The sequence below is a fragment of the Pseudocitrobacter sp. 73 genome (assembly GCF_008369545.1).
GTDB lineage: Bacteria > Pseudomonadota > Gammaproteobacteria > Enterobacterales > Enterobacteriaceae > Pseudocitrobacter > Pseudocitrobacter vendiensis.
Genome location: NZ_VTZO01000008.1, coordinates 407867 through 420411 on the forward strand (window position 1 = coordinate 407867; position 12545 = coordinate 420411).

Annotated in this window: 13 protein-coding genes; 6 read left to right on the top strand and 7 right to left on the bottom strand. The window is 52.8% G+C overall.

What is annotated here, in order from left to right; all coding sequences use genetic code 11:
* Window positions 1-168 precede the first annotated feature (168 nt).
* Together F0Q32_RS09200 and F0Q32_RS09205 are read left to right on the top strand one after the other, a co-directional pair.
* Entirely contained in the window at window positions 169-1143 is a 975-nt protein-coding gene (locus F0Q32_RS09200; RefSeq protein WP_149462801.1) for a glycosyltransferase family 2 protein, read from the top strand.
* Window positions 1144-1265: 122 nt separating this feature from the next.
* Entirely contained in the window at window positions 1266-1820 is a 555-nt protein-coding gene (locus F0Q32_RS09205) for a serine acetyltransferase (protein WP_149462802.1), read from the top strand.
* A gap of 374 nt (window positions 1821-2194) precedes the next feature.
* Here the strand turns inward: F0Q32_RS09205 and F0Q32_RS09210 are convergent, their stop codons facing one another.
* From F0Q32_RS09210 to yobA, 3 genes are read right to left on the bottom strand one after another with little or no spacing between them, the layout of a single operon-like run.
* Window positions 2195-2533 (bottom strand): YebY family protein, encoded by a 339-nt coding sequence (locus tag F0Q32_RS09210; protein ID WP_149462803.1) that lies wholly within the window; start codon window positions 2531-2533, stop codon window positions 2195-2197.
* A gap of 14 nt (window positions 2534-2547) precedes the next feature.
* Window positions 2548-3417: a copper homeostasis membrane protein CopD gene (gene copD / locus F0Q32_RS09215; RefSeq protein ID WP_149462804.1), complete on the bottom strand. Its 870-nt coding sequence runs from the start codon at window positions 3415-3417 to the stop codon at window positions 2548-2550.
* A 1-nt stretch (window position 3418) separates the two neighbouring features.
* On the bottom strand, window positions 3419-3793 hold the full coding sequence (gene yobA / locus F0Q32_RS09220) for a CopC domain-containing protein YobA (protein ID WP_149462805.1): 375 nt from the start codon (window positions 3791-3793) through the stop codon (window positions 3419-3421).
* A 136-nt stretch (window positions 3794-3929) separates the two neighbouring features.
* On the opposite strand from yobA, the gene F0Q32_RS09225 reads away from it, so the two are divergent.
* The 3 genes from F0Q32_RS09225 (at window position 3930) to exoX (ending at window position 5611) form a co-directional block, all read left to right on the top strand.
* Entirely contained in the window at window positions 3930-4160 is a 231-nt protein-coding gene (locus F0Q32_RS09225) for a DNA polymerase III subunit theta (protein ID WP_149462806.1), read from the top strand.
* Between the two features lie 99 nt (window positions 4161-4259).
* The gene (locus F0Q32_RS09230; protein WP_149462807.1) at window positions 4260-4928 is read left to right on the top strand and encodes a carbon-nitrogen hydrolase family protein; all 669 of its coding nucleotides are present in this window, start codon (window positions 4260-4262) and stop codon (window positions 4926-4928) included.
* A 23-nt stretch (window positions 4929-4951) separates the two neighbouring features.
* The gene (gene exoX / locus F0Q32_RS09235) at window positions 4952-5611 is read left to right on the top strand and encodes an exodeoxyribonuclease X (protein WP_149462808.1); all 660 of its coding nucleotides are present in this window, start codon (window positions 4952-4954) and stop codon (window positions 5609-5611) included.
* Between the two features lies 1 nt (window position 5612).
* On the opposite strand, the gene ptrB is transcribed toward exoX, so the two are convergent.
* Complete coding sequence (gene ptrB, locus F0Q32_RS09240) at window positions 5613-7673, bottom strand: oligopeptidase B (RefSeq protein ID WP_149462809.1); 2061 nt, start codon at window positions 7671-7673, stop codon at window positions 5613-5615.
* A gap of 82 nt (window positions 7674-7755) precedes the next feature.
* Window positions 7756-8397 carry a tellurite resistance TerB family protein gene (locus F0Q32_RS09245; protein WP_149462810.1) on the bottom strand — a complete coding sequence of 214 codons (642 nt, stop codon included), beginning with the start codon at window positions 8395-8397 and terminating at the stop codon, window positions 7756-7758.
* 180 nt (window positions 8398-8577) lie between these two features.
* On the opposite strand from F0Q32_RS09245, the gene purT reads away from it, so the two are divergent.
* Window positions 8578-9756, top strand: a complete 1179-nt coding sequence (gene purT, locus F0Q32_RS09250) for a formate-dependent phosphoribosylglycinamide formyltransferase (protein WP_149462811.1) — start codon at window positions 8578-8580, stop codon at window positions 9754-9756.
* Window positions 9757-9921: 165 nt separating this feature from the next.
* On the opposite strand, the gene F0Q32_RS09255 is transcribed toward purT, so the two are convergent.
* Both F0Q32_RS09255 and edd read right to left on the bottom strand, forming a co-directional pair.
* Window positions 9922-10563 carry a bifunctional 4-hydroxy-2-oxoglutarate aldolase/2-dehydro-3-deoxy-phosphogluconate aldolase gene (locus tag F0Q32_RS09255; protein ID WP_015964039.1) on the bottom strand — a complete coding sequence of 214 codons (642 nt, stop codon included), beginning with the start codon at window positions 10561-10563 and terminating at the stop codon, window positions 9922-9924.
* 37 nt (window positions 10564-10600) lie between these two features.
* Window positions 10601-12412, bottom strand: a complete 1812-nt coding sequence (gene edd, locus F0Q32_RS09260) for a phosphogluconate dehydratase (protein ID WP_149462812.1) — start codon at window positions 12410-12412, stop codon at window positions 10601-10603.
* Window positions 12413-12545: the final 133 nt, after the last annotated feature.

The window sequence follows — 12545 nt, forward strand, 5'->3', positions numbered from 1 at the left end:
AAACCGAATGCATCAAGAACTGGTTACATCGATATTTCTCTGATACGATTCAGTTAATCGAGATTTTCATTAGTGTGAGAATGAATTCCCTGAAAACTCCGAGGGAAAGAAGTTGCAACATCACTTACACATTAAATTAACACTACAATAACCATTGTGAATTTCAATATGCTCGACAAGCCAACAGTTTCCATTATCATACCCGCTTACAACTCTGGCACGTTTATCCATATCCTCCTTGATTCTTTAATTGTTCAAACCTATAAAAATTTTGAAGTTATAGTCGTGAATGATGGTTCCTCGGATAACACCATAGAGGTGGTCGAAAATTATTCGAGAACTAGTCAACTTACTATCAATCTCATCACGCAAAATAATGCGGGTGTATCAACTGCGAGAAATGTCGGGCTTGATAATGCGCAAGGCGAATTTTGTATATTTATCGATAGCGACGACCATGTCGCCCCTCAATTCCTGGAAAAATTACTCCATAAGCAAAAAGAAACATCCGCTAACATCGTGTATTGTGGATGTAATCAGGGAGGAAAAAACTGCGCCAGGCCGCAGCCTGCAGCGTTCCAGGACGGCAACTTATTACGTCAGCGCATTGCGCGAGAATTACTTTTCCATCTTGGCGGTGTACTGATCAGAAGAGATTTTTTAATACGTGAGAATATAAGATTCAACACAGAACTTGCGTTAGGTGAAGATCTGCTTTTCACCTATACGATTCTTGCTAAACAACATCTGCATGCTGTTCCTGAATATTTATACAACCAAACCTACCGTGAAGATTCCGTAATGAATAGCGCATGGTCCAAGGAAGATTATGAACATAATGCGCATGCAATGGACATTATTTACAGCACGATGATAACACTATGTCATGACTCACAAAAAGAGACTGTAGCCCCACTCCTTAAAAATATGGCTATTACTGCCAAAATTAAATTTTTATGGGGATTATTACAATCAGGCAAATACGATCAGACGCTAAAATATCTCAATAGTACATATCTCACCTTGTCTCAGTCAGACATTGCATCTTTAAAATCTAAAGAAAGAAAAAAATATCGTGTAATTATGTCAAAGAATACATTTTTATGGAGGCTGTACTTTTTATTCCGCAAGAAAAAATTTTGAATTCCGATAGTTAACCCGTAAAATCTGATCCTCAAAACCCTCTGCCCTTACTTACACATGGCGTGACACACCTGTGATAGGGCAGCTCGTAGCCATACCGTTCGACGTTTGAGGATTTGCTGGTGCATTACACATTTTTGAAAGAGTGTCTTAGGGTTGAAGTGATAGGCGGGAAAGATAAAAAATTCTCCTGGCCTCGCGCTATCCGTCATGCGTGGCGCCAACCCAAGCGCCGCTTTCTGTTTTGGTGGCGCATTGCATCACATTTGCACGCTATCGGTGGCAAAAATAGCAAGAAATTCGCGGCTTATCTCAACAGACGCCTGATCAGAAATTATCATACTGAAATAGGGCTGGCCGCCAGGATTCAGCCTGGGTTATTTATCGCCCACTATAATGGAATCGTGGTCACATCCTATTGTGAGATAGGCAAAAATTTTACGCTACGCCAAAACACCACTATTGGGATTAAAACCCTGGGTAAACGTGATGATGAATATAAAATCATCATCGGCGATAATGTAGCCCTTGGCGCAAACAGTTGCATCATTGGTGATAATCTCAGCATTGGTAGCAATGTCATCGTTGGGGCAATGTCTTTTATTAGCAAGGATATCCCGGATAACTGTACCTATTACACCAAAAAAGAGAACGTCATCGAGCGGTATGAAGTATAGCCCCCTGTCTTCATCATGGTTCAATGACGATACGTGTGAAAGATAGAGTTGTAAGATAATTGTTAATGCATTTTTGTTGTGGTATAACCAACAGGAATGGCCCGGATGCCACATAAAAAGAGACCGAATACGATTCCTGTATTCGGTCCAGGGAAATGGCTCTTGGGAGAGAGCCGTGCGCTAAAAGTTGGCATTAATGCAGGCTAAGTCGCCTTGCACTATAAGAATAGATGACCGTGCCAGGTTTTCCAGTCCGCGACGAAAGCGGTCAGAAAATTTCGGCGTCAGAAAACGGCAGCCCCTAAAAAAACCGCTCGCACATTCACAGAATGGCGGCGGTTTTTTATTTGGAATCAATTAGATATTTTTGACAATCAGCAGAGCTTTTCGGCGCGTTCGATAAACGGCGCCAGGCTCATTTTCTCTCCCGGACGCGCTGGATCATCAATTTGTATGATGCTCAAAGGCTGAGCGGTGGTCTTCCCGGCCTTGACCTGCTCTTCAGCAATGGCGTTCAGCGGATACTGGACCAGGGTACTAGGGTTAATCACATACAGCGCATTGCCCGGACGACAGGTCAGCATCACCTCTTCCCTATTAAACGCCCAATTTTCCTTCCCCACCTCAAAGCGGCTCACGGTGATAATTTGCGGGGCGGCCAGCGCGGAACCCGCCGCCGTTAACATTAAAAGAGTCAGAACGATTTTTTTCATATCTTCGCCATTATTTAAAAAGGTTCCCAGGTGGCAAACAGACTGACACAGGCCAGTACCAGCGCCCCAAGAACAAGTTCTACCTGTGTTGCTCGCAGGAAAAAGCGTTGCGTGGCGGGCTCTGCCATCACCATTCGCGGCACGACAACATAGCGGTTCACCAGCGCGATAACCACCATCATGGCGACCAGCGCACATTTTAGCAGCAGCATACGGCTATAAGGTGTATCCAGCGGCCAGCCATGCTGAATCAATAATGCGTTAACGATCCCCGTCAGCACGACGCCCGCCACTGCGAGGTGCCCGTACCGCGAAAAACGCATCATGGTATAGATTGCTGCCTGCCGCCAGCGCCCCTTTGCCAGCCTCAGGCAATAGAGAAACGGCAATAAGCCGCCAAGCCAGGCTGCCGCCAACAGCAAATGCAGCGCATGATTCCCGCGCTGAAGCGCACCGATAGCACCGTCACGCATTGCGGAATGTCCGGTGCCTGCCAACAGGATAAACTGCGCCGCCGTCAGGAACAGCAGCAACCGCATCATCTGACGCGGTTTCACCCAACCAATGGTGAGCGCCACACCCGCCAGAATGATTTGCCACAGCCAGACACCGCCAAATTGCGTCGCCGCCACCGCTAGCCAGACTTCAGGCTGCCAGACGTCGCGCCAGCCATCGCCCATCAACCCACCCTGCACCATCAGCATCAGCAGTGCCGATGCAGCGCAGGCCAGCAGCGAGAGATGAATCAGCGGAGCAAAGCGCTGGCTGAAAAGGCGACGCAGCGGTCGTGGTGCCCACCATCCGCCATAAAGCGCACATCCCAGTACCGCCATCAGCGCGGCAAAATGCACGAATCGCAGCCCGACATAGAGCGTCGTCAGCATCTTATTTCACGCGGAACTGGTACTGGCCCTGGGTTTTATGCCCATCCACTGACACCACGTGCCAGTTAACGGTATAGAGCCCGGATGCCAGCGGTTGGTTAATCGGTACCATCAGTTCCGTTTTGTCGGTTTCACTGCGTACCGCTTTGCCCGTTTCGACTTTTTTAGCATCTTCTCCGATCACTGTGACGCCGCTGAAGCGCGATTCGACGCCTTCAGAGAAATGCAGCGTGATAGATTGCGGTGCGGGGCTCACTTCACTTTCCGCGGCAGGCACCTGTTGTTTGAGGTGGGCATGCGCCCAGACAGCCGGAGCAGAGAGGGTGCAGGTTAAAAACAGCGAAGCGCAGAGTATGCGAACGATGTGGGATCCCATATTCTTCATTCCCTTTTGTTATGGATGTAGCTGAAAGAATAACCTTGTATAATTCCTGAGTCGAGATGTGCCGCCATTAAGCTTGCCATTCTACGAGACTCTTAGTAACGTTGCGCCCTGAAAAGGAGAGAATCTGATGCAGACTAATCTGGCTAAACTACCTCAAGACGAAATGGATAAAGTTAACGTCGATCTTGCCGCGGCGGGCGTCGCTTTTAAAGAGCGCTATAACATGCCGGTGGTGGCCGAAGTCGTGGAACGCGAACAGCCAGAACACCTTCGCGACTGGTTCCGCGAGCGTTTAATTGCCCATCGTTTGGCCTCGGTATCCCTGTCTCGTTTGCCTTACGAACCGAAACAAAAATAATCCTTACGGATTGATACACTTCCTTACGGCAATCGGTGTAAACTTCTTCAGGAAAATCTGAAGTGACGACCCACTGACCTCTTGTTGAAGGAAGCAACTATGCTGGCATGGTCTATTGCAGCGGCGCAATTCGCGCCGCAGAACGGCAGCCTCGCCGAAAATATTATCCACCATCTGCGTTTTATCCGCGCCGCGGCAAAACTGGAATGTAAGGTATTAATTTTTCCAGAACTCTCCCTGACTGGCCTGACGGGCGAGCCCGGGCTCCCCTCACCGCCCAGTAACGACCAGTTGCAACCGCTCACCGATGCGGCCCGCCAGCATCAGATAACCATTGTGGCCGGCTTACCCGTTGAGGAAAACGGTCAACGCAGCAAAGGTGTGGCCATATTCTCCCCCGACACGGCGAAACCGTATACCTGCGCGCAGGGCAACGGCACCTGCCTGACGCCGGAATCGCGCTACATCAGTGTATTGAATCTGAATAACGATGGCTGCGATCTTTCGCCTCAGGCGTCGCTGTTAGCCACGCTCACCAGCACCGCAGAGTCACAGCAGAGCCTGAATACCCAACGGTTACAATGGTTTGCCCGCAAGCATGCCATCGCGGTACTCAAGTCGAATTACAGTTGCGATGACTTTTCCGGCGGCAGTGCCTTATGGGATGAAACCGGGCAACTGATCGTCCGGGCGGACCAGGGTGAACTCCTGGTTACCGGCAGAAAAAGCGCTCAGGGTTGGCAAGGCGACATCATTCCATTACGCTAGCTTCTTTTGGCCGGGAGTATGCCATGTTACGCGTGATCGATACCGAAACCTGCGACCTTCAGGGGGGCGTCGTTGAAATAGCGTCTGTCGATGTCGTGGATGGGAAAATCACCAACCCAATGAGCCACCTCGTGCGCCCCGATCGCCCGATCAGCGCACAGGCGATGGCAATTCACCGCATTACGGAAGAGATGGTTGCCGATCAGCCGTGGATTGAAGAGGTGCTGCCGTTTTACCAGGGAAGCCCGTGGTATGTCGCGCACAACGCCAGCTTCGACCGTCGCGTTCTGCCAGAAATGGACGGCGAGTGGATTTGCACCATGAAGATGGCGCGTCGGTTATGGCCCGGTATCAAATACAGCAACATGGCGCTATATAAGTCACGCAAACTGAGCGTCGCTACGCCGCCGGGGTTGCATCACCACCGCGCGTTGTATGATTGCTATATCACTGCCGCATTACTGATTGATATCATCGATGTTTCTGGCTGGTCGCCCGAACAAATGGTCGATGTCACCGGACGCCCGGCGCTGCTGCGCACCTTTACCTTTGGTAAATATCGCGGCAAAGAGGTTTCGGAAGTGGCGGAGAACGATCCAGGTTATTTACGGTGGTTGTTCAACAACCTGGATCGAATGAGCCCGGAATTGCGCCTCACGTTAAAGCACTATCTGGGCGAATAACTTAGCGGACGCTTCTGCCGGGTAAGGTACCCTGAGCCAGCGCAATCAGAAACGTGAATTCGAGCGCCACGCCTTCATAACTTTTGAAGCGCCCCGACTTCCCACCATGCCCGGAGTCCATATCCGTACACAGCAGCAGAAGGTTATCATCCACCTTCTGCTCGCGCAGTTTGGCCACCCATTTCGCGGGCTCCCAGTACTGTACCTGAGAATCATGCAACCCGGTGGTGACCAGCAGATGCGGATACGCCATCGGCTGCACATTGTCGTAGGGGCTGTATGACTTCATGTAATGGTAATAGGTCTCATCCTGCGGATTTCCCCACTCCTCAAATTCCCCGGTGGTCAGCGGAATAGACTCGTCCAGCATCGTCGTGACGACATCAACAAACGGCACCTGCGCCACCACGCCGTGGAACAGCTCAGGACGCAGATTAATGGCGGTCCCCATTAACATCCCGCCCGCGCTGCCGCCCATGCCGTAGCACAGTCTGGCGTCGCCGTATCCCTGCGCGAGTAGCGCATCGGTCACATCAAGGTAATCATTGAAGGTGTTCATCTTCTTCAGGAATTTGCCGTCTTCGTACCACTGCTGCCCCAACTCACCGCCGCCGCGAACGTGGGCGATAGCATAGACAAAACCGCGATCCAGCAGACTCAGGCGGCTGCTGCTGAAGTCGGCGTCCATACTCGCGCCATAAGAACCATAGCCATACACCAGTAGCGGATTTTTCCCTTTGCGGAAGTGTTCACGGTGATACACCAGCGAAACGGGGACTTCCACGCCATCGCGCGCGGTGATCCACAGGTGTTCGCTCTGATAATGCGAGGCGTCAAAGCCTTTGACCTCCTGCTGCTTCAGCACCTTACGCTCCCCGGAATCCATATCCAGTTCAAATAGCGTATCCGGCGTGGTCATGGACGAATAGCCATAGCGCAGCCGCGACGTTTCCGGCTCAGGATTATAGGCCACCCAGGTGACATAGGCCGGGTCATCAAAGGCAATTCCGCTCTCTTCACGCGTATGGCGATTAATTTGCCGCAGGCTGGTCAGACCGTGCTGACGCTCCTCAAGCACCAGCCAGTCGGTAAAGAGTGTGAAGCTCTCCAGCATCACATCATTGCGTGCTGGGATTAGCGTTTGCCACTCTCTCTCATCGCGTACGCTACTGCGATAAAGACCAAAGTTTTTCCCTTCGCGGTTGGAGCGAATATAAAAATGATGCTGGAAATGATCGATGCTGTATTCATGATCTTTGCGACGTGGCAGGAACACGATCGGTTCGGCATCCGGCAGCTCAGCATCGAGCAACCGCATTTCGCTGGTTGTGGCGCTCGAGAGCGCAATCACTACATAGTGTTTCGAGGACGTTTTATGCAGGCTGACGTAAAACGTATCATCTTTCTCTTCATAGACCAGCGTATCCTGCGCCGCAGGCGTGCCAATGCGATGTCGCCACACCTGCCACGGCAGAAGCGTCGTGGGGTGCTTGCGAACATAATAGAGCGTTTGTGAATCATTGACCCAGACAATGCCAGGAGAGACATTCTCCAGCACTTCAGGGTACCAGTTCCCGGTACGCAAATTGCAAAATCGCAGGCCGTACTGACGACGCGAAAGATAATCTTCAGTGATCGCCAACAGATCGTTGTCCGGTGAAACCGTCAGCCCACCGAGTGTATAAAATTCACTGTGCGCAGCGCGCTGATTGGCGTCGAGTAACAGATCCCAGGGTTCCCACTCCCCCTTCTGCACAGATTGACGCTGATATATCGCGTACTCGCAGCCCGGCTCATAAACCTGGCGATAGCGATAACCGTTTTTGGTATAAGGCGCGGACTCTTCTCGCTGGGGAATACGGTCGACTATCTCCTTTAGCACGCGCTCCTGAAGGGCGTGCTGAGAGTCCATCACACTTTTTCCGTAATCATTTTCCTGATGCAGATAATCGAGGACCTCTGGCGCTGCGCGATTGTCGTCGCGCAGCCAGAAATAGTTATCAATACGCGTATCGCCATGAAGCGTCATGGCGTGAGGAATTTGTTTCGCTTTTGGCGGCATGTCATTGTTCTTCTGTATTAGTCACACCCTATAAGGGTGGACAAATTAAACGACGATGCAAGCGAAACCTGTGACAAGACGTTTAAAGTTGCTGTTTTTGTTGCTGCAAATCCTGCTCGATGCCTTCTCGCACTTCCGGCGGCAGCTTCAGCGCGTCACCCAGGGCATTAAGATAACTGCGCTCCATAAAGTGGTCGATATCTATCGCCGCGCAGCTCACAAAGTAAAGCTCTAAAGCCTCTTCTTCGTTATGCACATCACGCGCCAGACGCTGGGGATCGAGCGGCTGCTCGATAGCCTGCGCGATCAGCGCACGTCCCTGCTCTTCAACACCCGCTTCACGCAGTTGCTGTTCTATCGCCGCCTGCTCTTTGGCATCAATATGCCCGTCGCTCTTCGCGGCAAACACCAGCGCCAGAATCAGTCGCTCTGTACGCACATCCAGCGGAGCGGCAGGTTCACCGTATTTCTGTTCTGTATGCGGATTACCCTGAAGCTTTCCTTTATATTTGTTCCACAACACGCTACCCGCCACCGCACCGCCGCCGACTAACAACGCTCCGGTGCCGTATTTCGCCAGCATTTTGCGCGAGGATTTACTGGCGACCAGCAAACCCGCCAGCCCGCCCAGCGCGCCAGGCACCAGCATTTGGCTGAGATCTTTCTTCCCCTCACCCGATTTTTGCCCCAGCAGCGATTGCAATTGATTAAGCCAGCCAGACATATGACCTCCGATAGATTTGTACCAGTTATCCAGCGTAGGCGAGTCGGTGTCAGGATATGTCTGCGCCGCATAAAGATGCGCAAATTTAACGTGATAGCGCCGCATTAACGTCGACAGCAAGACAGACGCAAACGTTTTCGTTTATAATGCGCGAAATTTTGACAGACGATGGAAAATGCAATGACTTTACTCGGCACAGCCCTGCGTCCTGCGGCGACGCGCGTAATGCTATTAGGTTCTGGCGAACTCGGAAAAGAGGTAGCCATTGAGTGTCAGCGACTGGGAATTGAGGTGATTGCTGTCGATCGCTATGCCGATGCGCCTGCCATGCACGTCGCTCACCGCTCTCACGTCATTAACATGCTGGATGGTCAGGCGCTGAAAGCGCTGGTAGAAGCGGAAAAGCCAGATTTCATCGTGCCGGAAATTGAAGCCATCGCGACCGACATGCTGGTTGAGCTGGAACGTCAGGGCCAAAACGTGGTGCCCTGCGCGCGTGCCACGCAGCTGACCATGAACCGTGAAGGCATTCGTCGTCTGGCCGCCGAAGAACTCAAGCTCCCCACCTCGGCATACCGCTTCGCCGACAGCGAAGCCACATTCCGCGATGCCGTCACGGAAATTGGCCTGCCCTGCATCATCAAACCCGTAATGAGTTCATCCGGCAAAGGCCAGAGCTTCATTCGCAGCGAAGCGCAGCTTGCTGACGCCTGGCAGTATGCCCAACAGGGCGGTCGTGCGGGAGCGGGTCGCGTCATCATCGAAGGGGTGGTGAATTTTGATTTTGAAATCACTCTGCTGACGGTGAGCGCGGTGGATGGCGTTCACTTCTGTGCGCCGGTCGGTCACCGTCAGGAAGATGGCGATTATCGTGAATCGTGGCAACCCCAGCAGATGAGCCCGCTCGCCCTGGAACGTGCGCAGGCTATCGCCCGCGACGTCGTGCTGGCGCTGGGCGGTCATGGTTTATTCGGTGTGGAACTGTTTGTCTGTGGTGATGACGTTATCTTCAGCGAGGTTTCCCCACGCCCGCATGACACCGGAATGGTGACACTGATTTCACAAGACCTCTCCGAGTTCGCCCTGCACGTTCGCGCTTTCCTGGGCCTCCCGGTTGGTGCAATTCGTCAGTATGGCCCGTCTGCCTCAGCGGTTATTCTGCCGTGTTTACAGAGCCAGAACGTCACCTTTGATAACGTAAATGGTGCGGTGGGTGCGGGTCTGCAGGTTCGTTTGTTTGCTAAACCGGAAATCGACGGTACGCGTCGAATGGGTGTGGCGCTGGCAACCGCCGATTCGGTTGATGACGCCATCGAGCGGGCAAAAGTAGCTGCCGCCGCGGTGATTGTGAAGGGATAAAAAAAGCGGGCCGCTGGGCCCGCTTCTGGTTGCTTGCAAAGTGCGTGTTGTTCTTGCCGGATGCGGCGTAAACGCCTTATCCGGCCTACAATTTATGCAAATTCAATACATTGCAGATGCCTTATAGGCCGGGTAAACGCAGTGCCACCCGGCATAGTTACGCACTTACAGCGTTGCAGTCTCTACGGCTTCGCGAGCCAGTTTGGTGATACGATCGTAATCGCCTGCTTCCAGCGCATCCGCCGGAACCAGCCAGGAACCACCAACACACAGAACGCTTTTCAGCGCGAGGTAGTCGCGGCAGTTTTTCAGAGAGATACCGCCAGTCGGGCAGAAACGAACCTGAGAGAACGGACCTGCAATCGCCTGCAGCGCTTTCACGCCGCCGTTTGCTTCAGCCGGGAAGAATTTGAACTCTTTCAGACCGTGATCCATACCCAGCATCAGTTCAGAAACAGAGCTAATACCCGGGATCAGCGGGATAGTACCTTCGGTTGCTGCTTTCAGCAGAGAGTCAGTCAGGCCCGGGCTGATAGCGAACTGCGCGCCTGCTTCGGTGACTTCTTTCAACTGCTGCGGGTTAGTGACGGTACCCGCACCTACGATAGCGTCCGGCACTTCTTTAGCGATAGCGCGGATAGCGTCCATTGCGCACGCGGTACGCAGGGTCACTTCCAGCACGCGTACACCGCCTGCAACCAGCGCTTTTGCCATCGGCACAGCGTGTTCCAGCTTGTTCACTACGATTACCGGTACAACAGGACCCGTAGTCAGGATTGCTTCTGCAGTGGTTTTCCAGTTTTTCATCAGATTATTCTCTCGCCAGATCTAAAAACGTATCATCTTAAAAGGTAATGCAGGTTGCGCCCTGCTCTGCGCCGGAGAGTTTCTCGCGTAGCGCGCTGAACATTTCGCGGCCAGTACCGACACGGGAGGCGCTCATGTCAGGAATGTGCGGTTGACGTGCGGCCAGCTCGGCTTCATCGACCAGCAGCGTTAATTCGCCGGTCTGCCCGTTGACACGGATCATATCGCCGTCACGTACTTTTGCCAGCAAACCACCATCATAGGCTTCCGGGGTGACATGAATTGCTGACGGCACTTTACCTGATGCACCAGAGAGTCGTCCATCGGTGACTAACGCAATTTTGAAACAGCGGTCCAATAATACACCAAGTGGCGGCATGAGTTTATGTAATTCTGGCATTCCGTTCGCTTTTGGCCCCTGATGGCGCACAACGACCACGCAATCTTTGTCCAACAGGCCCGCTTCAAAGGCTGGCAGAACGTCATGCTGGCTCTCAAAGACCACCGCTGGCGCTTCGATAACCTGGTTTTCTACCGGCACGGCAGAGGTTTTCATCACTGCGCGGCCAAGGTTTCCGCTCAGTACTTTGGTGCCGCCATGTTTGGAGAACGGTTTGTCGAAGGAGGCGATGATGTTTTCATCCAGAGACGCGGTTGCGCCTTCACGCCAGTCCAGCTTGCCGTTATTCAGCCACGGCTCCATGGTGTAGTGAGACAGACCGAAGCCCGCCACGGTGTTCACGTCTTCGTGCAGCAGACCGCCTTTCAGCAGTTCACGCACCAACACCGGCACGCCGCCCGCCGCCTGGAAGTGGTTAATATCTGCAGGGCCGTTCGGGTACAGACGCGCCATCAGCGGCACAACGTCGGAGATTTCAGAGAAGTCATCCCAGTTGATGATGATACCCGCAGCACGCGCCATAGCCACCAGGTGCATGGTGTGGTTAGTTGAGCCGCCCGTTGCCAGCAGTGCAACGATACCGTTGACCACAACCTTTTCGTCGATCATCTGACCGAGCGGCATCCATTCGTTACCGTTACCCGTCATGCGGGTCACCTGACGTGCGGCAGCCGCCGTCAGTTCTTCACGCAGCGGCGCATCCGGGTGAACAAATGAAGAGCCCGGCAGCTGCATCCCCATGAATTCAATCACCATCTGGTTAGTGTTCGCGGTGCCGTAAAACGTACAGGTACCTGGCGCATGGTAAGAAGCCGCTTCGGATTCCAGCAGCGCGTTACGATCAACTTTACCTTCCGCATACAGCTGACGAATACGGACTTTTTCTTTATTCGGCAGGCCGCTTGCCATCGGGCCTGACGGAATGAAGACGGACGGCAGGTGACCGAAAGAGAGCGCCGCCATAGCCAGCCCCGGAACGATTTTGTCGCACACGCCGAGATAAAGCGCGCCATCAAACATGTTGTGAGACAGGCCCACCGCGGCAGACATGGCGATCACTTCACGGCTCAGAAGGGAAAGTTCCATCCCGTCCTGGCCCTGCGTGACTCCATCGCACATTGCTGGTACGCCGCCCGCAACCTGACCCACCGCGCTGACGCTGTGCAGGGCTTTACGAATGATATCAGGATAGTGCTCATACGGCTGATGCGCGGAGAGCATGTCGTTATAGGAGGTGATGATCGCAATATTGTTACGCAGCATGCTTTTCAGCGACGCTTTATCCTCTGCGCCGCAAGCCGCAAAACCGTGCGCCAGGTTACCGCAGGCCAGCTGGGAGCGGTGAACGGTTTCGGTCTTCGCACGCTTGATGCGTTCAAGGTAGGCAGAACGGGTATCGCGCGAGCGGTCAATAATGCGATTTGTTACGCGTAACAATACAGGATTCATAAAAGCTCCTCAAAAATTTTCTGTCCAGGCTCCAGCGACATAAGGTTTTGATTAGCATTTTCTGCCACAAAACCCCCGTATTCTGTAGCTTAGGGGCAAACATCTGAAGATAGTGTAATAAAAAAAGCCCCGG

Coding starts and splice junctions, on each gene's coding strand:
- exoX (WP_149462808.1), top strand. CDS start 4,952: ATGTTACGCGTGATCGATACCGAAACCTGCGACCTTCAGGGGGGCGTC.
- yobA (WP_149462805.1), bottom strand. CDS start 3,793: ATGGGATCCCACATCGTTCGCATACTCTGCGCTTCGCTGTTTTTAACC.
- F0Q32_RS09225 (WP_149462806.1), top strand. CDS start 3,930: ATGCAGACTAATCTGGCTAAACTACCTCAAGACGAAATGGATAAAGTT.
- F0Q32_RS09245 (WP_149462810.1), bottom strand. CDS start 8,397: ATGTCTGGCTGGCTTAATCAATTGCAATCGCTGCTGGGGCAAAAATCG.
- purT (WP_149462811.1), top strand. CDS start 8,578: ATGACTTTACTCGGCACAGCCCTGCGTCCTGCGGCGACGCGCGTAATG.
- ptrB (WP_149462809.1), bottom strand. CDS start 7,673: ATGCCGCCAAAAGCGAAACAAATTCCTCACGCCATGACGCTTCATGGC.
- F0Q32_RS09200 (WP_149462801.1), top strand. CDS start 169: ATGCTCGACAAGCCAACAGTTTCCATTATCATACCCGCTTACAACTCT.
- copD (WP_149462804.1), bottom strand. CDS start 3,417: ATGCTGACGACGCTCTATGTCGGGCTGCGATTCGTGCATTTTGCCGCG.
- edd (WP_149462812.1), bottom strand. CDS start 12,412: ATGAATCCTGTATTGTTACGCGTAACAAATCGCATTATTGACCGCTCG.
- F0Q32_RS09230 (WP_149462807.1), top strand. CDS start 4,260: ATGCTGGCATGGTCTATTGCAGCGGCGCAATTCGCGCCGCAGAACGGC.
- F0Q32_RS09255 (WP_015964039.1), bottom strand. CDS start 10,563: ATGAAAAACTGGAAAACCACTGCAGAAGCAATCCTGACTACGGGTCCT.
- F0Q32_RS09210 (WP_149462803.1), bottom strand. CDS start 2,533: ATGAAAAAAATCGTTCTGACTCTTTTAATGTTAACGGCGGCGGGTTCC.